At 34.0% G+C, this 18,736-nt stretch carries 15 protein-coding genes; 11 read left to right on the top strand and 4 right to left on the bottom strand.

The window, feature by feature from the left end:
- The first annotated feature begins 39 nt into the window (after nucleotides 1–39).
- The 9 genes from atpA to ACFFVB_RS02530 all read left to right on the top strand — a co-directional run bounded on the left by atpA (nucleotide 40) and on the right by ACFFVB_RS02530 (nucleotide 9,665).
- Entirely contained in the window at nucleotides 40–1,620 is a 1,581-nt protein-coding gene (gene atpA, locus ACFFVB_RS02570; protein WP_382380855.1) for a F0F1 ATP synthase subunit alpha, read from the top strand.
- 77 nt (nucleotides 1,621–1,697) lie between these two features.
- Nucleotides 1,698–2,558 (top strand): ATP synthase F1 subunit gamma, encoded by an 861-nt coding sequence (atpG, locus tag ACFFVB_RS02565; protein WP_382380853.1) that lies wholly within the window; start codon nucleotides 1,698–1,700, stop codon nucleotides 2,556–2,558.
- A gap of 145 nt (nucleotides 2,559–2,703) precedes the next feature.
- Nucleotides 2,704–3,201, top strand: a complete 498-nt coding sequence (locus ACFFVB_RS02560; RefSeq protein ID WP_382380851.1) for a hypothetical protein — start codon at nucleotides 2,704–2,706, stop codon at nucleotides 3,199–3,201.
- Nucleotides 3,202–3,267: 66 nt separating this feature from the next.
- Nucleotides 3,268–4,728, top strand: coding sequence for a lipopolysaccharide biosynthesis protein (locus ACFFVB_RS02555; protein WP_382380849.1), 1,461 nt, complete (start codon nucleotides 3,268–3,270; stop codon nucleotides 4,726–4,728).
- A gap of 1 nt (nucleotide 4,729) precedes the next feature.
- A complete protein-coding gene (dut, locus tag ACFFVB_RS02550; protein ID WP_382380847.1) occupies nucleotides 4,730–5,164 on the top strand; it encodes a dUTP diphosphatase in 435 nt (144 codons plus the stop codon).
- A 103-nt stretch (nucleotides 5,165–5,267) separates the two neighbouring features.
- Nucleotides 5,268–6,287 carry a sugar phosphate nucleotidyltransferase gene (locus ACFFVB_RS02545; protein WP_382380845.1) on the top strand — a complete coding sequence of 340 codons (1,020 nt, stop codon included), beginning with the start codon at nucleotides 5,268–5,270 and terminating at the stop codon, nucleotides 6,285–6,287.
- Nucleotides 6,288–6,306: 19 nt separating this feature from the next.
- Complete coding sequence (locus ACFFVB_RS02540) at nucleotides 6,307–7,668, top strand: tetratricopeptide repeat protein (RefSeq protein ID WP_382380843.1); 1,362 nt, start codon at nucleotides 6,307–6,309, stop codon at nucleotides 7,666–7,668.
- Nucleotides 7,669–8,439: a lipoprotein insertase outer membrane protein LolB1 gene (gene lolB1 / locus ACFFVB_RS02535; RefSeq protein WP_382380841.1), complete on the top strand. Its 771-nt coding sequence runs from the start codon at nucleotides 7,669–7,671 to the stop codon at nucleotides 8,437–8,439.
- The gene (locus ACFFVB_RS02530; RefSeq protein WP_382380839.1) at nucleotides 8,436–9,665 is read left to right on the top strand and encodes a murein hydrolase activator EnvC family protein; all 1,230 of its coding nucleotides are present in this window, start codon (nucleotides 8,436–8,438) and stop codon (nucleotides 9,663–9,665) included. The genes lolB1 and ACFFVB_RS02530 overlap by 4 nt, the downstream gene beginning before the upstream one ends.
- Before the next feature lie 13 nt (nucleotides 9,666–9,678).
- On the opposite strand, the gene ACFFVB_RS02525 is transcribed toward ACFFVB_RS02530, so the two are convergent.
- Both ACFFVB_RS02525 and ACFFVB_RS02520 read right to left on the bottom strand, forming a co-directional pair.
- Nucleotides 9,679–10,197, bottom strand: coding sequence for an acyl-CoA thioesterase (locus ACFFVB_RS02525; protein ID WP_382380837.1), 519 nt, complete (start codon nucleotides 10,195–10,197; stop codon nucleotides 9,679–9,681).
- A 126-nt stretch (nucleotides 10,198–10,323) separates the two neighbouring features.
- Nucleotides 10,324–11,262, bottom strand: coding sequence for an HU domain-containing protein (locus ACFFVB_RS02520; RefSeq protein ID WP_382380835.1), 939 nt, complete (start codon nucleotides 11,260–11,262; stop codon nucleotides 10,324–10,326).
- Between the two features lie 160 nt (nucleotides 11,263–11,422).
- Between ACFFVB_RS02520 and dprA the strand changes: the two genes are divergently transcribed.
- Nucleotides 11,423–12,523 carry a DNA-processing protein DprA gene (gene dprA / locus ACFFVB_RS02515; RefSeq protein ID WP_382380833.1) on the top strand — a complete coding sequence of 367 codons (1,101 nt, stop codon included), beginning with the start codon at nucleotides 11,423–11,425 and terminating at the stop codon, nucleotides 12,521–12,523.
- 3 nt (nucleotides 12,524–12,526) lie between these two features.
- On the opposite strand, the gene ACFFVB_RS02510 is transcribed toward dprA, so the two are convergent.
- The gene (locus ACFFVB_RS02510; RefSeq protein WP_382380831.1) at nucleotides 12,527–13,984 is read right to left on the bottom strand and encodes a hypothetical protein; all 1,458 of its coding nucleotides are present in this window, start codon (nucleotides 13,982–13,984) and stop codon (nucleotides 12,527–12,529) included.
- 55 nt (nucleotides 13,985–14,039) lie between these two features.
- A complete protein-coding gene (trpS, locus tag ACFFVB_RS02505; protein ID WP_382380829.1) occupies nucleotides 14,040–15,008 on the bottom strand; it encodes a tryptophan--tRNA ligase in 969 nt (322 codons plus the stop codon).
- Between the two features lie 406 nt (nucleotides 15,009–15,414).
- Between trpS and ACFFVB_RS02500 the strand changes: the two genes are divergently transcribed.
- Nucleotides 15,415–18,681: a RemA C-terminal-like gliding motility protein gene (locus tag ACFFVB_RS02500; protein WP_382380827.1), complete on the top strand. Its 3,267-nt coding sequence runs from the start codon at nucleotides 15,415–15,417 to the stop codon at nucleotides 18,679–18,681.
- Nucleotides 18,682–18,736: the final 55 nt, after the last annotated feature.

The raw sequence follows: 18,736 nt of genomic DNA, 5'->3' as shown, positions 1-18,736 counted from the left end.
ATCGAAAATTATTTCGATTAGAGCTTATATCTAGATAAAATGGCAGAAGTAAAACCAGCTGAAGTAACAGCAATCCTAAAACAACAACTGCAAGGTTTTGAAGCAGGAGCAACCTTAAACGAAGTAGGTACAGTATTAACTGTAGGAGATGGTATTGCACGTGTTTACGGATTAGCTAATGCACAATATGGTGAATTAGTAGATTTCGGAGACGGTCTTGAAGGGATTGTATTAAACCTTGAAGAAGATAACGTAGGTGTAGTATTATTAGGACCTTCAAAATTTGTTAAAGAAGGAACAACAGTAAAACGTACAGAACGTATTGCATCTATTCAAGTAGGTGAAGGTATTGTTGGGCGTGTTGTAGATACTTTAGGAAATCCTATCGATGGTAAAGGACCAATCTCTGGTAAAACTTACGAAATGCCTTTAGAACGTAAAGCTCCAGGTGTTATCTTTAGAGAACCAGTAACTGAGCCATTACAAACAGGAATAAAAGCTATTGATGCTATGATTCCAGTGGGTAGAGGGCAACGTGAGTTGGTAATTGGTGACAGACAAACAGGTAAAACTGCTGTTTGTATTGATGCTATTTTAAATCAAAAAGAATTTTACGATGCAGGCGAGCCTGTATATTGTATATATGTTGCTGTTGGGCAAAAAGCTTCAACAGTAGCTTTAATTGCTAAAACTCTTGAAGAAAAAGGAGCTTTAGCTTACACAACAATAGTTGCTGCAAATGCATCAGATCCTGCTGCAATGCAAGTTTATGCGCCTTTTACAGGAGCATCTATTGGAGAGTATTTTAGAGATACTGGTAGACCAGCTTTAATCGTATTCGATGATTTATCGAAACAAGCCGTAGCTTACCGTGAGGTATCTTTATTATTACGTCGTCCACCGGGACGTGAGGCATATCCTGGAGATGTATTTTACTTACACTCTCGTTTATTAGAGCGTTCTGCAAAAGTTATCAATAACGATGCCATTGCTAGAGAAATGAATGACTTACCAGAGTCATTAAAGCCAATCGTAAAAGGTGGTGGTTCTTTAACAGCGTTACCAATTATTGAAACACAGGCGGGAGACGTTTCGGCATATATCCCAACAAATGTAATTTCGATTACAGATGGACAAATCTTCTTAGATGGAGATTTATTTAACTCTGGTGTACGTCCAGCAATTAACGTAGGTATTTCTGTATCTCGTGTTGGTGGTAATGCTCAGATTAAATCTATGAAAAAAGTATCTGGTACTTTAAAATTAGATCAAGCACAATACCGTGAGCTAGAAGCTTTCGCTAAGTTTGGTTCTGATTTAGATGCCGTAACTTTAAACGTAATTAACAAAGGTAAACGTAACGTTGAGATCTTAAAGCAAGCTCAAAACGATCCGTTTAAAGTAGAAGAGCAAGTTGCAATTATTTATGCAGGTTCTAAAAACTTACTGAAAGACGTCCCTGTTGATAAAGTAAAAGAATTTCAAAATGATTACCTAGAGTTTTTAAGAGCTAAGCATTCTGATGCTTTAAGTACTTTAAAAGCTGGTAAATTAACTGATGAAGTTACAGATATATTAGTAGCTGTAGCAAAAGAATTATCAGTTAAATATAAAGCATAATTAGATTTTAGTATTGAGTAGTGAGATTAATATCGATCTCACTACTGAATACTCAATACTTTATTCTAACAATAAACATGGCAAATTTAAAAGAAATACGTAACAGAATAGCTTCGGTATCTTCAACGATGCAGATTACAAGTGCCATGAAAATGGTGTCTGCTGCAAAGTTAAAGAAAGCGCAAGATGCTATTACTGCTATGCGTCCTTATTCAGACAAGCTTACAGAACTTTTACAAACTTTAAGTGCGACTATAGATTCTGAGATATCTAATAAATATTCAGAACAAAGAGAAGTAAATAAAGTACTTATTGTAGCGATAACTTCTAATAGAGGTTTATGTGGTGCGTTTAACTCTAATATTATTAAAGAGGTAAACAACTTAGCTAAAATAAAATATGCTGGTAAAGATGTATCTTATCTTGTAGTTGGAAAAAAAGCAAATGATGCTTTTAAGAAGACCAATAAAATTGTAGGTAATAAAAGTGAAATTTTCGATGATTTAACTTTCGAAAATGTATCTGTAATTGCCGAGTCTTTAATGCAACAGTTTGTTGCTGGTGAGTATGATAGAATTGATATTGTTTACAATCAGTTTAAAAATGCAGCCACTCAAATTGTAACAACAGAGCAATTTTTACCTATTTCTCCTATAGAAGTTGAAAAAGAAGTAAATACTGAATATATTTTCGAGCCATCAAAACTAGAAATTATAGATCAATTAATTCCTAAGTCATTAAAGAATCAATTATTTAAAGGACTTAGAGATTCGTTTGCAAGTGAGCACGGTGCACGTATGACAGCAATGCATAAAGCAACCGACAATGCAACAGAATTAAGAGATCAATTAAAATTAACATATAACAAGGCACGTCAAGCCTCAATTACTAACGAAATCTTAGAAATTGTTGGTGGTGCAGAAGCACTTAATGATTAGTAACCTAATTTAAGTTCTTAAAACACTTTTTAGATACTAGTCTAAAAATTAATGTCAAAATAGAATTAAAGCCTTGCAATTTGCGAGGCTTTTTTTATGTCACAAATTTGGATTTAGTATCTTTAATGAACGTAAAATTGCTAGCATGAAATCATTTAAATTATTTTTGCTTTATAGTGTATTGGTTTGCTCAATAACAAATTGCGCTTCTCAGAAATTTGAAAAGGAAGTTCCATTTAGTATAGATGAAGTTTATGTGCAACACTGGAACTCTGGAGTAAAAATGGGAGGGTCTGGTACTAATATATTCGTCTCATTAAAAGACAACCTTCCTAGCAGTATTAGTTTAGATAGTATCTATTTTGGAACTAACCAATTGAAACTAATTCAAGACTCCCATAATCCATTATTATTTATGGGAAGGCAAATAGATCGCTCTAAAAGAAATGATGCACCTATAAGTGCTGTTGTTATGCCAAAAAACGAGACTAAAGAAATCGTTGTACAACCTAAATTCCAATTGCTAAAAAACGAGTGTGTTATTGGATTTAAACAACTCGGAAAAGTCAATTATTTTAAATTGGAGACTTTATATACAAAACAGACGCCTTTCATTCCTCAAGCTAAGCCAAATCGGCAATAATTAGTTTGTTTCCTTTTTTAGTACTCCTTATTTCTATACTTTTAGCCTCCTAGAATTTAAAATATATTGAGCTCTTTACAACGCCTTTTTAAACAGACATTTATTTACGGTTTAGCTACGGTGCTTCCTCGTATGCTTAATTTCTTTTTGGTGCCGTTATACACCTCGCCAGGGGTGTTAAATTCGGTTGCCGAATACGGAACAGTCTCCATTATTTTCTCATGGTTTGTTATGTTCAATGTTATCCTGGCCTATGGTATGGAAACCGCTTTTTTTAGATTCTTTAATAATGAGAAAAATCAAGATGAAGTTGTCGGAACATCAACCATTTCTCTAGTCATTTCTTCCTTTGTGTTTTTTGGTTTGGCTTTAATTTTCCAAGATCAAATCGCTTACATCACTGATATTAAAGTAGAATACATAAAACTTGTTATTTGGATATTACTTCTAGATGCCCTTGTAATTATACCTTTTGCATGGTTACGTGCCAAAGAAAAATCGATGACATATGCCATTATCAAAATTGTAAATGTTGCTATTAATTTGGGATTAAATCTGTTCTTCCTTTTAGGTTTAAGAGATTGGTCTTACAGTATTGGTGTATTCGATAGTATATGTAAGGATAATTATCAAATCAATTATATTTTTATAGCCAATTTAATAGCTAGTGCAGTTACTTTATTATTATTGTTAGGCTTCTATTTGAAGGTTAAATATAATTTCAATACCGACTTATGGAAACGGATGATGCGTTATGCTTTTCCTGTCCTGATTGCTGGAATTGCCTTTTCAGTTAATGAAACCTTCGACCGTATTTTACTAAGTTATTTACTCCCAGAAAATATTGCAGACACCCAAATTGGGATGTATTCTGCGTGTTACAAACTTGCTTTATTCATGACGCTTTTTGCAACAGCATATCGTTTAGGTATCGAGCCGTTCTTTTTTAGTCATGCTAAAACTGCAAACCCTCAGAAAAACTATGCTAAAATTTTAGAGTTTTTCGTAACTATTGGATCTTTAATTCTATTAGGAGTTATTGTGTTTGCAGATCTTTTAAAAGTAATCGTTATTAGAAGTGAAGACTATTGGGAAGCCATGTCTGTAGTACCAATTATACTTTTGGCGTATTTGTTTTTAGGCATGTATCACAATTTATCGGTATGGTATAAAATTACAGATCGCACGAAATATGGCGCTTATATTTCTATATTTGGGGCATTAGTGACTTTAGTTTTAAACTTTTGGCTTATACCAATTATCAGTTATAGAGGTTCAGCAATCGCAACTTTAGCAGCATATGGAAGTATGGTTTTATTGTCGTATTACTTCGGAAGAAAATATTACCCAATCCCATATAACATCAAAAAAATTAGTGCTTATATAGTAATATCAGTAGCATTCTCAATCCTTTCATTCTATTTCTTTAGAGAAAATTATGTGGTTGGAATTGGGTTGCTTTCAATTTATATGCTGATTATATATAAGTTTGAAAAACAAGACATTCAAATGTTATTAAAAAAATAAGATGACAGTAAAAATTATAAACAAATCGGACAACGCTTTACCTCATTACGAAACTGAAGCCTCAGCAGGAATGGACTTGCGTGCAGTTACAGCTGAAGCAATTATATTAAAACCTTTAGAACGTACTATTGTAAAAACAGGATTATTTATAGAATTACCTATTGGCTTCGAAGCTCAAGTGCGTCCTCGTAGCGGCTTGGCAGCAAAACACGGGATTACTGTGTTGAATGCTCCTGGAACTATCGATGCGGATTATAGAGGAGAAATTGGTGTAATTTTGGTTAATTTGTCTAACGAAAATTTCACAATCGAAAATGGCGAACGTATTGCACAATTGGTGTTTGCAAGACATGAGCAAGCTCAATTTGTAGAAGTAGAAACACTTTCTGAAACTGTAAGAGGTGAAGGTGGATTTGGAAGTACGGGGAAGAAATAGTCCCACCTCAACCCTCCCAGAAGGAGGAAGTTAATATAGAAGTAAAAACATAATTTAACCATAATAAAAATTCCCTCTCCTTTGGAGAGGGTTAGGGAGAGGAATGAAAATTATTGTACCCATGGCAGGTCGCGGATCGCGATTACGCCCTCACACATTAACAGTGCCTAAACCATTAATTCCTGTTGCGGGACAGCCAATCGTTCATCGTTTGGTAAAAGATATCGCAAAAGTAATAGATCAACCAATCGAAGAAGTTGCATTTATTTTAGGAGATCCGGCATTCTTCGGAGACGATGTTGTAGAAAGTTTAACCAAACTTGCAAACGACCTTGGAGCAAAAGCATCTATATATAGACAAGACCAACCTTTAGGTACAGGTCATGCGATTATGAGTGCTAAGGATTCTTTATCTGGTCCTGCAGTTGTAGCATATGCAGACACTTTAATTCGTGCCGATTTTAATTTAGACGAAGATGCAGATGCTGTAATTTGGGTGAAGCAAGTCGATAAACCGGAAGCTTTTGGAGTTGTAAAATTAAACGAACGCCAAGAAATTGTTGAATTAGTCGAAAAACCTGAAAACTTTGTTAGTGATTTAGCAGTTATCGGGATATACTATTTTAAAGATATAGCCGTTCTTAAAGACGAACTTCAGCACGTATTAGATAATAACATTATTAATGGTGGTGAATACCAAATTAACGATGGTATTAAAGGGATGATGGCTAAAGGAAAAGTTTTTAAAACAGGTCAGGTCGATGAGTGGATGGATTGTGGAAACAAAGCAGTTACCGTAGAAACAAATGGTAAAATGTTAGGCTTCCTGCATGCCGATGGAGAAGAACAATTAGTAGATTCTTCTGTAGTTCTTAACAATTCAAAAATTATAGAGCCTTGTTATATCGGTCAAGATGTAGTGCTAACAGATACTACTGTTGGTCCAAATGTATCGATTGGTAAGGGATGTGTATTGATAAATACAACTGTTAAAAACACCATAATTAGTACGCATTCAACTATTAAAAATGCTAATTTAGATGAGGCTATGATTGGTAATTACGTAGAATTTAATGGCGAGTTTAAAACCGTAAGTATCGGAGATTATTCAGTTTTAAACTAATATAAAGTACAATAGGAGTATGAGATTTAAAACCATTATTATATTTGGTTTTTGGGGGCTTTTTTTAGTTTCCCTGGAATCTCATGCTCAAGTTGAAACAGTTTTAAATGCTACAGAGGATTTAGGAGAAGCAGACGATAAGTTTCAGGAGTTGTTCTTCGAGGCTCTTAAGCAAAAAGGAATTGAGAATTACAATAGGTCTGTTGAAGCGCTACAGAAATGTATTGAAATAGACGATTCACAATCTGTGCTTTATTTTGAAATGGGCAAGAACTATAATCAACTTAAAAACTTTGGTGCGGCAGAAGAGGCTTTAAAAAAAGCAGTGAAGCTAGAACCAGATAACGAGTGGTATTTAGACGAGCTTTACGATGTGTATGTGCATCAAAATGATTACGATAGGGCTATTAAAACACTTAAACAGTTAGTCAAGTATCATCCCGATTATAAGGAGGATTTAGCAACTTTATTTGTTAGAACTAAAGATTATAATGAGGCGATTAAGATTTTAGATGAATTGGATCAAGAATTCGGACTTTCGGCAAGTAGAGATTTTTTAAGAAATCAAGTTTATGATGCGACAGGGCAGAAGAAAGAACAAATAGAAAATCTTCAAGAGCGCGTTGAAAACGATCCGGATCAAGAATCGAATTATCTCGCTTTAATTTATCGTTATAGCGAAAGTGGAGATATTGAAAAAGCATTCGAAACCTCTAAAAAATTACTTGAAATTAATCCCGAATCTCAATTAGTACATTTGGCATTATATAAATTTTATTTAGACGATCAGGAACCTGAAAAGGCGATCGAATCTATGAAAATTGCTATGAAAAGCCCAGAAATTAAAGCAGAGGCAAAGGTTTTGGTCCTTTCAGACTTTGTGCGATTTGTTGGGGAAAACCCGCAATACGAGCAAGATTTGGTAGAAGTTTCTGCAATGGTTGGTGATTCTAACGATAGCAAAACACTAGTAGAGTTAGCGCAATACTACATCACAAAAGGAGAAAAGGAAAAAGCAATTACATATTATTCTGAAGCGCTACAGTTAGAAGGCGATAATTATGGGGTTTTAAGAAATATAATTGTGCTTCATATTGGTTTAGAACAGTTTGATTTGGCTTATAAAAAAACAGCAGAAGCTCTAGTTAAATATCCGTCTCAGCCTGAATTGTATCTAATGGCGGGTTTATCATTAAATAAAATAAATCGCTTTAAAGATGCTATTGATCAATTAAATATGGGATTGGATTATATTATTGACGATAATAAATTAGAAAGTGATTTTTACTATCAAATAGCTCAGTCTTATTTGGGTTTAGAGCAACCCAATGAAGCAAAGCATTTTACAGAAAAAGCAAATAAATTAGAAACTCCCAAATAAATGAAGCACCTACTTCGTATTGTAATTGTATTATTTTTAATGTTAACTGTTGGATGTAAATCGGCTAAAACATTAACAGCAACAGATGCTAATTTAAAATTGAATACTAAGCAATTATTAAAAGAAAATGCAAGGCAAGCTGCCAATTTTAAAACGCTTTCTGCTAAAGTAAAGACGGCATATTCTCAAGGCGATAATTCGAAATCTGTTGCTATAAATTTAAGAATGGAAAAGGATAAAACCATTTGGTTAAACGGTCCGTTTTCAGCAGCTAGATTATTAATTACTCCGGAGAAAGTGAGTTTTTACAATAAATTAGATAATACGTTTTTCGAAGGTGATTTTAAATTATTAAGCGACTTTTTAGGAACAGATTTAGATTTTGATAAAGTTCAGAATTTGCTTTTAGGAGAGGCTCTGTTTAATTTAAAGGAAGCGCACTATGTATCTTCTATTTACGACGATTCGTATTTGGTGCAACCAGAAGATCAAAATAAATTATTCGAACTGTTTTATATTATAAACCCGACATATTTTAAAATCATGTCGCAACAGTTGTCTCAACCAAAAGAGGAACGTCTTTTAGAAATCGACTATGTACAATATCAAGATGTTTCTGGACAAATTATTCCAGAATTTATAAAAATAAATGCTGTCGAAGCTAGTAGCGAAACTATTATAGAATTGGAGTTCAAATCTGTATCTTTGGACGAAAATATGAATTTTCCTTTTAAAATTCCATCAGGTTTTGAACCTATAAAATTTAAATGATTAAAACTCGAGCCTCATATAAATTAATTATCATTTTTATCTGCTTATTAAGCAGTATAACTGTGTTTTCTCAAAGTAAAAAGCAACAGGAGCTGGAAGACCGCCGACAAGAATTGCGTAAAGAAATTGAGCAAATAAACAGTATGTTGTTTAAAAACAAGTCGAAAGAGAAATCACAACTATCGGCTATCGAAGATTTAAATCATAAAATCAATGTCCGTAGTAATTTAATTAAAGTTACAAATCAGCAGGCTAATTTATTAACACGTGAAATTGGTGTAAATCAACGTGAAATCACACAACTTCGTGATGATTTAGAAACTCTAAAAGAAGACTATGCCGAGATGATTGTGCATTCCTATAAGAGTAGGAGTGAGCAAAGTCGTGTGATGTTTTTGTTATCGTCTAACAACTTTCAGCAAGCCTACAAACGTTTACAATACATAAAACAATACACCGATTACCAGAAAGAGCAGGGTGAAACTATTAAAATTAAAACCGAAGATTTAAAAGTAGCCAATACCAGGTTGTTAAAACAAAAAGCGGATAAGCAAAATCTGATTAAAGAGAATAGTATTGCTCAAGGACAGTTAGAAATTGAGCGTAGACAACAACGTGAATTGGTCGCTTCGATACAGAAAGATTTAAAAACATATTCTTCTCAAATTAAACAAAAACAACAAGAAGCAGATCGTATCGATCGTGAGATTGAAAATTTAATCCGTGAAGCTATTGCAAAATCAAATAAAAAAGCGGGTAAAAGTTCAACGTCTAAAAGCTTTACCTTAACGCCAGAAGCTAAGAATTTAGCGGCTAGTTTTGTTGCTAATAAGGGTAAATTACCTTGGCCGGTAGATAAAGGCGTGGTTAAATTACGTTATGGAAATCAGCCACACCCCATCGTAAAAACAGCGACGATACACAGTAATGGTGTCCGTATTGCTACAAGTCCAGGGACAGAAGTACGTTCTGTATTTAATGGTGAAGTGTATGCTATTATTGTACAGAAAAAAGGAAACCCTACCGTGTTAGTGCAACACGGTAATTATTTTACAGCCTATAAAAACTTGTCTAAAGTATACGTTAAGAAAGGAGATAAAGTAACAACTAGCCAAGCTATTGGGCAAGTGTTTACTAATAGTGCGACAGGCGACACCACCTTAAGTTTTAGTATATTTAAAGAAAGTACAACGCAAGACCCTTCGTTGTGGTTGTATAGAATGTAACCTTTAAAAGGGTTTATTTATCGTTTAAAAATAATGCTTTTAATTCGGTAGCTTCATTAGGTTTCATTTTACCAGCCAAAACTAAGCTTAGTTCTTTACGTCTTAATGCCCCTTCGTAACGTAACTTTTCAATTTTAGTTTCCGGAATAATTTCAGGAACAGGAATCGGACGCCCAGTTTCGTCTACAGCTACAAACGTGTAAATGGCTTCATTTGCTTTGGTTTTAAGTCCAGATTCGCGATCTTCTGTCCAGACATCTATATAAACCTCCATAGAACTCTTAAAGGCTCTAGAAACTTTAGCTTCAACAGTTACAACACTTCCTAGGGGAATAGCACGATTAAAGGCTACGTGATTCACAGACGCAGTAACTACGAATCGTCTAGAATGGCGACGTGCAGATATACTTGCAGCGCGATCCATACGGGCTAATAACTCTCCTCCAAATAAATTGTTTAAAGGATTGGTTTCGCTTGGTAATACAAGATCTGTTAATGTCGTTTTTGTAGCTCCCGCTGTATTTGGTGTCATAAAATTCTATTTAGGTCAAAGGTACAACGTAGGGGGTGACTTTCAAATTTTAATTCAATTTACCGCATAAAAAAAGCGTTAGAGGATGATTTCCAATAACGCTTAATAATTTATAAATATATAGTTTTATTCTAAGTCTTTTACAAGCATCCATGCATGTGGATTGTTGTTTTTACGAATATTTCGCAATGCATTTAGAGCGTCTTTTCTGTTTTCAAAACTGTTGTAAACGACCTGATGTAATCCGTATTTATTAACACCTATTTTTCTTGCATTAAAACCTTCTGCTTTTAAGTCGGAAATAATCTTATCGCAATTCTCTTCTACGCGAAAAGCACCTGCAATAATATGATAGCTTCCTAAGGGCTTTGTAACGGTTAAGCTAACTGCTGTTAATGGGTTTTCAATAACAAATGTAGCTTCTTGAATTTTGTGTTCTAATTGCGTATTAGCTGTTTCTTGTGCAATTTGATTATGATTTTCTACTTGATTCACATAATATTTGGAACCCATAAATCCGCTAATTCCTAAAGCTAATACAGCAATAGCAGCATAACGTAAATATGGTCTAGCTTTACGACTTTCCGGTGTAATGGTAAGTGGAATAACTTTTTCTAAAGATTCTACTTCACGCTTATATTCTTCTCTTGAAATAGCAGGAGAAACCATTTGGTTTAGCCCAAAAGCATCAGTTAAATAATTGAGATGATTAAAAGGTTCAAAAATGATTTTACCCTCTTCATTTAAAGCAATTTTACCAATGTTATTTAATGAAATGCTTTCTTTTTCAACCAATTGAGATTTAATAAAACCAATGCGGTTTTTAATTTTATCTAAGGCGATTTCAAAAGGGATTTTTTCTACATCTGCAATATAATGTGCTAAAAGACCATCATTTTTCTGAATTTGTTCATTAAATGAAATTACTTTTTTAGGTGGAAAAAACGTATTGGTGTCTGCGTTTATCTTTGCAGAAACGCGTTGCGTTAAAAATGCTCCAAATTCAGGAACGATAACACATTCGTAACGATATAATAAGTCGCTTATGTAGGTCTCTAATTGCATAATTACAAAGTTAATCAAATTTTATTGCGTTCAAAGATGGGATTTAACTTTTTTATTAACAGCAAAGTAAAAAGTTTCTTGTATGTTAAAAATCAATTGATTAATTTACGGTAATTGATTGAAAATATTGATATTAATGAGAATTTAGCTTGAAGTGATTATGACTGATGATGAACTTTTATATGTTTTGGCATTGCAACACGTCTCTAATATAGGAGATGTTGGTGCTAAAAAGTTAATTGCGCATTGTGGATCTGCACAAGCTGTGTTTAAAGAAAAAAAACATGTACTCGCTAAGATTGATGGTATAGGAGCCGTAAGGTTAAATGGGTTAAGTTTAGATACGCATTTAAAAGTCGCAGAAAAGGAATTAGAGTATATAAAGGAAAATAATATCTGTTGTTTGTATTTTGAAAGTAACGAATATCCTGAAAAATTGAAACATTGTATCGATGGTCCTATTTTGATGTTTCAATCGGGAGAGGTGAATTTACAGGCTCAACGGATTATTAGTATTGTAGGAACACGTAAAATTACTACTAGTGGTATTGCTTTTTGCGAGAAATTAATCGAAGAACTTACTCCTTTTAATCCGCTTATTGTTTCTGGATTTGCCTACGGTACGGATATAACCGCGCATAAGGCAGCCATGAAAAACGGATTACAAACAATAGGATGTCTGGCGCATGGTTTAAATCAAATATATCCTAAAGTGCATAAAAAATATGTCGCGGAAGTTGAAAAACATGGCGGATTCTTAACCGATTTTTGGAGCACTTCTGCTTTTGATAGGAATAATTTTTTAAAACGCAATCGAATTATTGCAGGATTAAGCAGTGCAACAATTGTAATTGAATCTGCAGAACGCGGCGGAAGTTTGGTTACGGCAGACATTGCTAATTCTTACAATCGCGATGTCTTTGCTGTGCCGGGACGAACTACAGATAGTTTAAGTAAAGGATGTAACGATTTAATTAAACAGCAAAAGGCACAACTGTTATCTACACCTTTAGATGTGGCTTATATGCTAAATTGGGATGTAGAACAGGAGCAAAAAGTCATTCAGAAACAGTTGTTCGTAGAGTTGGACGATCAAGAAACTTTAATATTTAATTTTTTAAAAACGTCTGATAAGCAATTGCTAGATACTATTGCTATCTCATGTGGATTACCCATTTTTAAAGTCGCTGGTGTGTTGTTAAATATGGAATTAAAGGGCGTTGTACGACCGCTACCAGGCAAACTTTTCGAATTAATTTAATACCTACATGTTTATTTTTAGAATCCAAAGATCTTCAAAATACTCTAATCGCGATAATTCACGTTGTTTTAAGTATACTACTTCTGGGTCTTCATTAGCTTCTAAGTAGATATAATCCCAATTGTTTATGGGGTTCTTGTAAGATTTAGGATTGTTGCCTTTCTCTCTTAAAAATTTTTTCCACTTTTCAGCATTGTCCTCTACCGAAAACACATTAGTGACTAAATAATACCCCGCTTCCAAATTGGGGATAGAAGTAGATTTTAAGTTTTTAATTCTTTCTAGATCGTCTTCTTGTGGCAGTGCATAAGTGTCAATATCCACCGTCATATAATAATCGGCATTTTTATTCTCTAAATAAATAGGACTAATTTCGGTTTCGAAAGCCACAAAAAACAAATAAAACCGATCGGCTTTCGTTTTAAATTCAATCGTTAATTCCGAGCTATTATTAGACAGGATATTATTGTCTTTGTTTGGAATTTCTATTTTTGCCAAATCAAAACCAAGAGTATTCGTGCTGCTGGGAGTACGATTTTTAAAGTATAAATCGTCTATAGTGATGGTGCTATTAAAAAAATTATCTTCAGCTCTTAAATTGTTTGAGAGCGGTATATATTCATCTCTAAGATTGTCGTAAACATTGCAAACATCTGTTTTAAATTTCTGATCGCCTTCCAATGCGCCTATGGACAAAGATGTTTTTATATCGCCTGCTTCATTTGTTTTAAAGTCCGAAAAATTAATGTGGACAGTCTCTTTATCGACCTCTAAAAAGCCGTTATAGGTGGTGAAATATTTAGGTTTATCATCTGGGTTTTCATAGACCACATAAAGTAGCCAACCTCCGGAGCAACCGCCGGAAACATAGCCTTCGGTAGCTTTAATGTTGGCCACGGTGTAATTTCCATTTACAGTTTGGGTCTCTTGTAGCAATTCTGTGACATCAGAATAACACACATAAGGTTTAGAATCGTTGAAAGACGAATTCATATAGCTATCGTAAACGGTTAACCCTTTAATTTCTGTATACTCACCTTGAGGTGTTTTAAATAGAATAGTATTCACATCTAACGAGCGTTTATCGTTCCCTTTGTAAACCATTTGGTTGTTAAAAGCGCGTTTGCTGCCTTTGTCGTATTTATATATGGCACTCCAATATAACGCCGCATAGGCTATTTTTTGAGAATTTTCGGGTAGTGTTAATACAGCTTGACTAGAACTAAATGTCTCCTTGTTGTCGTCGACATCGATATATTCCATTTTTATCTTATCGTTAAAAACGGCTCTATCGTTAAAAGGTTTGGAGGCATGTTCGCTAACGATATTGTTTCCTATTAATGCAGAGTTTCCTTTAAGATATAATTGATTATTAATTGAAAAATGTAAACCTTCTTGTGCGTATCCAAAATGAATACCCACAAAAAGGAATATGAATAGTGTAGGTTTTAATCGAAGCATATCTTATAATTTAGGGTAATTATATGCTTATAAAGGTACAAAAATGTGCGAGCTATTAATACCCTACTTTAGCACGTACGCGACTTAAAGTGTCTTGGGCTACTGATTTTGCTTTTGCAGCTCCAATGGCTAGGGCTTTATCAATTTCTTCAAGGTTATTTATGTAATAATCGAAACGTTCACGTTCGGTAGCGAAACGTTCTACTATTAATTCGAAAAGTGCTTGTTTCGCATGTCCGTAACCATAATTACCATTTTCGTAATTCGCTTTCATAGTTGCAATCTGTTCCTCCGATCCCAATAAATTATAAATAGCAAAACAGTTACATGTGCTCCAGTCTTTGGGATCTTCAAGAGGTGTGCTGTCTGTTTGAATGCTCATTACTTGCTTGCGTAATTTTTTATCTGTTTGAAAAATATTAATTAAGTTGTCCTTGCTCTTGCTCATTTTGGCACCGTCGGTACCAGGAATTAATACGCCATTTTCAAGAATTTTACCTGTTGGAAGTACAAATGTTTCCCCCATTTTAGCATGAAAACGCGATGCAACATCACGCGTCATTTCTATATGTTGTAATTGATCTTTCCCTACAGGAATAATTTCGGCATCATATAAAAGAATATCTGCCGCCATAAGCATAGGATAAGTAAATAAGCCTGCGTTTACATCTTCTAAGCGGTCGGCTTTATCCTTAAAACCATGTGCTAACGTTAAACGCTGATACGGAAAAAAGCAGCTTAAATACCAACTTAATTCTGTGGTTTCCGGGATATCACTTTGTCTGTAAAACACTACTTTTTCAATATCTAAACCAAAAGCAAGCCACGTTGCAGCAACACAATACGTGTTGTGTCTAAGGGTTTTTGCATCTTTAATTTGAGTTAATGAGTGCATGTCTGCAATAAATAAATACGATTCGTTTGTGTCTATTTCAGACATTTTTATTGCCGGAATAATTGCTCCTAATAAATTTCCTAAATGTGGTGTTCCGGTGCTTTGCACACCAGTTAAAATTCTTGCCATGATAATTATACAGATTGAATTACAAAGGTAATTTTTTTAAATAAAAAATCAATCTCGTATAAAACCTTTTACAGAGTTTAATTATAGCTTTAATTTATGGCGTTGGTTAAATAAAAGGTATCTTTATTAATAACGATACTTGTTTAAGTATTTTAAGATTTGTAAAAAATTAAGCATGTGGAGAGTGGCGTTATGTAGCTTGTTTTTTACTTGGTATAGTGGTTAATATCTTTAGCAACTGGGTTAAAATACAGTTATGTAGCCGTTCATAGGAATTAATTTGCAAATAGACTAAATTTTTTGCTTGAACTAATCTATTTGTTAATTTTGTCTTATAATTTACCAATATGCTTTAATTCCCCAAGAATGAACCGTGGTTTTATAGTTTTAATAAAAAATCCTGCTTATGAAAAAAATTACTTCTTTTTTACTTAATAATATAATCTCTAAGCAAATACTGGCCATTGTGCTGTTGTTTGCGGTGACTTCGGGGTTTGCGCAAACGGTTACGGATGTGTTTCCAACTCGAGTAACCTACCAAACTAAAGTTACAATAAAAGGGGCGGGGTTTACTAGTGGTATGGAGAATAATATATCTATAACAAACTCTGACATATCTGTAACGTCTAAAACTTGGGTGAGTGCAACAGAAATGACTTTTGTTATATCGAGAAGCGAACAGACAACAGGCCAAAGCACTTCTAAAGATATAACAGGTGATTTAAAATTGAACTCTACTGATACAGGTTTTAATATTAGTTATATCGCACCAAATTATAAAATATTGCGACATGAAAATATTGAAAACTCAGTCATAAAAATTACTGAAATATTTACGAATTGGGATTATAATGGAAATGGATATTGGAGATCAAGTTGGTATAATTCAAGTTCAAGTACATGGCCAAACAATCGTCATGAGCTTTTAGCATTTACTTTTGACGGAATAACCTATTCAACAGGAGTGGATGATGATTTGTTATCTACAATACCTGGGCTTACATTTACTCCTCAAAACTTTAAAGCCTATTCTACAAATGGAATTGATGGTAATAGCCATAGTGGTAACTTTATGGCTACGGGTGATTTGGTAGATGGCGAAGTAAGCGAAGGGACAACAATAACCTCTGATTTTATTAAAGGACTTACCGTTTACGATGTCATTACAGATGGTGAGAATGGTTTAGACTTAGGAACCGGAATAACAAATTTTAATCAAACTACTAGTGTTAAGTTTTTTAGCGGTAACGGCCAAGTAGGCGCAGTAGATGACAATGTACCTGATTTAATAATTTCGCAAATTGCCCAACCTGGAGGAGACAATTTTTATGATGTGTATTATTATGCAGATGAGGAAGGTAACGTTGTGGGAAGACCTGTTAAATTAGTAATGTTAGATCAAAAAACTAATGGGGCGGGCTTATTGGCGAAATGGAGATTAGATTTATATAGTATGACAGATGGATCTTACACTACCTCTTCTCCCTTAATAAATGCATTGGGTTCCGATGCCGATAGGCCTTTAAGAATGGTCGCATTTAAATTACAAGATTTTAGTATCTCTAGTGACTCTACAGATGTATATAATTATGTAAAGAATGTTAACAATATTAATTTGATGGCAGGAGGCTCGTGTGATATTGCATTTTTGGCTTATAATAAAAGCGCATTCGACATTAAAGCGCCTGTTGCAGATGCTTTATTACCGAGATACGTTTGTAGATTACCAAGCACTACAGATATTACGTTTTCAGTTTCTGCAGGTGTAGATGGTGGAGGGACCGGTAGTTCAAGCGAAACTTTAACTTATGAATGGTCAAAATATAATGAACTCCCGTCGGGTTCAGGACCATCTTTAACTATAGATAATGTTGAAGAAGATGATTTAGCGACGTATAATGTTAGGATATTTAATGATTTTGGATCTATAATTGTGCCGGTTACTTTGGAGCAAGGAGGAACGCCTACCGCTTGGGACGGTACATCATGGAGTGTCCCGTCGGCCTACAGTAATGCAGAAATAACAATAAGCCCTGAAGACAAAAGTTTAATTTTTTATGATGACTACAATAGCGATTCAAATCTTGAAGGTTGTGATTGTACAGTTAAGGCAGGTACAAATGTGGTTATTCCTTCTGGACAAACATTAAAATTATATAATAATTTGACTGTCGAGCCCACAGAAGATGTATATGATGATAGCGGTGATTTTGTAGAATCAGTTCCAGCAGGAACCTTCACTTTAGAAAATAACGCCAGTTTAATTCAAATAAACGATAACGTTAATTATGTTAATACAGGAGATATTAAAGTAGAGCGTTTGGCAGAAAACATAAAACATTACGATTACGTATATTGGTCTTCGCCTGTAGAGGGTTTTAATGTGTCTAATATCCCAACCTCTAGAACTTTTAAATGGGATCCTACTTCTGTTAATGCCAATGGAAGCACAGGAGATTGGATAAGTGTTAGTAGTGAAATCATGGTTCCAGGATCTGGGTATATCGCACGAGTACCTAATGCTACGTCTTTTACAAATACATTTACAGGAATACCTAACACGGGGGAAATAACTATTCCTGTAAAAAAATCTACAGGGACATTGCCTCCGGAAGGAGATGAAGATTTTAATCTAATTGGTAACCCCTATCCTTCTGCTATAAATATTAACAAATTCCTTGAAGAAAATAAAAATTTATTAGATGGTTTTGTGAAAATTTGGACACATAAGGAAGGAATATCAAATACTGCTGATAATAGTTTTTATGAAAATTTTGTATATAATTATGAAGATTCATATTTAACATATAACTCTACAGGATCAAATCCTGATCTAGATGGTTTTCAGGGGAATATTGCGTCGGGGCAATCCTTTTTTGTAAAATTAAAGGAAACAAGTGGAAATGGAGAGGTGAATTTTTTAAATAATATGCGTTATGATAATTCAGAAAACCAATATAATAATAATGAGTTTTTTAGAGGAACTGCTGTAAGTTCAGAAGAAAAACAGCTGTTGTGGTTAAATTTGGTGAATGAAAAAAAGTTATCACAGAGCACATTAGTAGGATATGTAGATGGAGCGACAACGGAAAGAGATAGACTGTATGATGCACAGGCTGATGGAGACGATTTTAAAATATATTCTTTAATTTCCGATGAAAAAATGGTTATTCAGGGACGTCCTTTACCCTTTTCGGACGCAGACGAAGTGCCATTAGGAATTCAGGTAGCGACAAACGGTTCTTATCAAATTGGGATTGATAATCTAAAAGGATCTTTGTTTGAAAATGAAGGTCAGGATATTTATTTGGAAGATACATATTTAAATATGGAACATGATTTGAGACAGTCTCCATATTCATTTACAGCGACTGCAGGTGCAATTAACGACCGTTTTGTTTTAAAATATCTTGCCTCTACCACATTGTCTGTAGGTGAAGAGGTTTCTAATAATACCTATGTCTATATAAATGATGCTACATTATATGTGAAAACAGCTAAAATTATAAAAGCCATTGAAATATATGATTTCAGTGGAAAGCGCATCGAGGCTTATAAGGGTTTAATAAATTCTAGTGAATTTAGTTCACCTTTCCCTTTTTCTAATGGGGGTTACATTGTAAGCATTACCATGGAAGATGGTAGGGTAGTCAATAAAAAATTAATTAACTAATTTGTCTATTAAGTACAGATTTTCATGTACTTATTTGATAATTCAATAATAACTA

It is taken from the genome of Formosa undariae (genome assembly GCF_042427615.1).
Lineage (GTDB): Bacteria > Bacteroidota > Bacteroidia > Flavobacteriales > Flavobacteriaceae > Formosa > Formosa undariae.
The sequence above is the reverse complement of the archived record's forward strand: the minus strand, read 5'-3'. Positions and strand labels throughout refer to the sequence as shown.

Coding starts and splice junctions, on each gene's coding strand:
- dprA (WP_382380833.1), top strand. CDS start 11,423: ATGACTGATGATGAACTTTTATATGTTTTGGCATTGCAACACGTCTCT.
- atpG (WP_382380853.1), top strand. CDS start 1,698: ATGGCAAATTTAAAAGAAATACGTAACAGAATAGCTTCGGTATCTTCA.
- ACFFVB_RS02545 (WP_382380845.1), top strand. CDS start 5,268: ATGAAAATTATTGTACCCATGGCAGGTCGCGGATCGCGATTACGCCCT.
- ACFFVB_RS02520 (WP_382380835.1), bottom strand. CDS start 11,262: ATGCAATTAGAGACCTACATAAGCGACTTATTATATCGTTACGAATGT.
- atpA (WP_382380855.1), top strand. CDS start 40: ATGGCAGAAGTAAAACCAGCTGAAGTAACAGCAATCCTAAAACAACAA.
- ACFFVB_RS02525 (WP_382380837.1), bottom strand. CDS start 10,197: ATGACACCAAATACAGCGGGAGCTACAAAAACGACATTAACAGATCTT.
- trpS (WP_382380829.1), bottom strand. CDS start 15,008: ATGGCAAGAATTTTAACTGGTGTGCAAAGCACCGGAACACCACATTTA.
- ACFFVB_RS02540 (WP_382380843.1), top strand. CDS start 6,307: ATGAGATTTAAAACCATTATTATATTTGGTTTTTGGGGGCTTTTTTTA.
- ACFFVB_RS02560 (WP_382380851.1), top strand. CDS start 2,704: ATGAAATCATTTAAATTATTTTTGCTTTATAGTGTATTGGTTTGCTCA.
- ACFFVB_RS02500 (WP_382380827.1), top strand. CDS start 15,415: ATGAAAAAAATTACTTCTTTTTTACTTAATAATATAATCTCTAAGCAA.
- lolB1 (WP_382380841.1), top strand. CDS start 7,669: ATGAAGCACCTACTTCGTATTGTAATTGTATTATTTTTAATGTTAACT.
- ACFFVB_RS02530 (WP_382380839.1), top strand. CDS start 8,436: ATGATTAAAACTCGAGCCTCATATAAATTAATTATCATTTTTATCTGC.
- dut (WP_382380847.1), top strand. CDS start 4,730: ATGACAGTAAAAATTATAAACAAATCGGACAACGCTTTACCTCATTAC.
- ACFFVB_RS02510 (WP_382380831.1), bottom strand. CDS start 13,984: ATGCTTCGATTAAAACCTACACTATTCATATTCCTTTTTGTGGGTATT.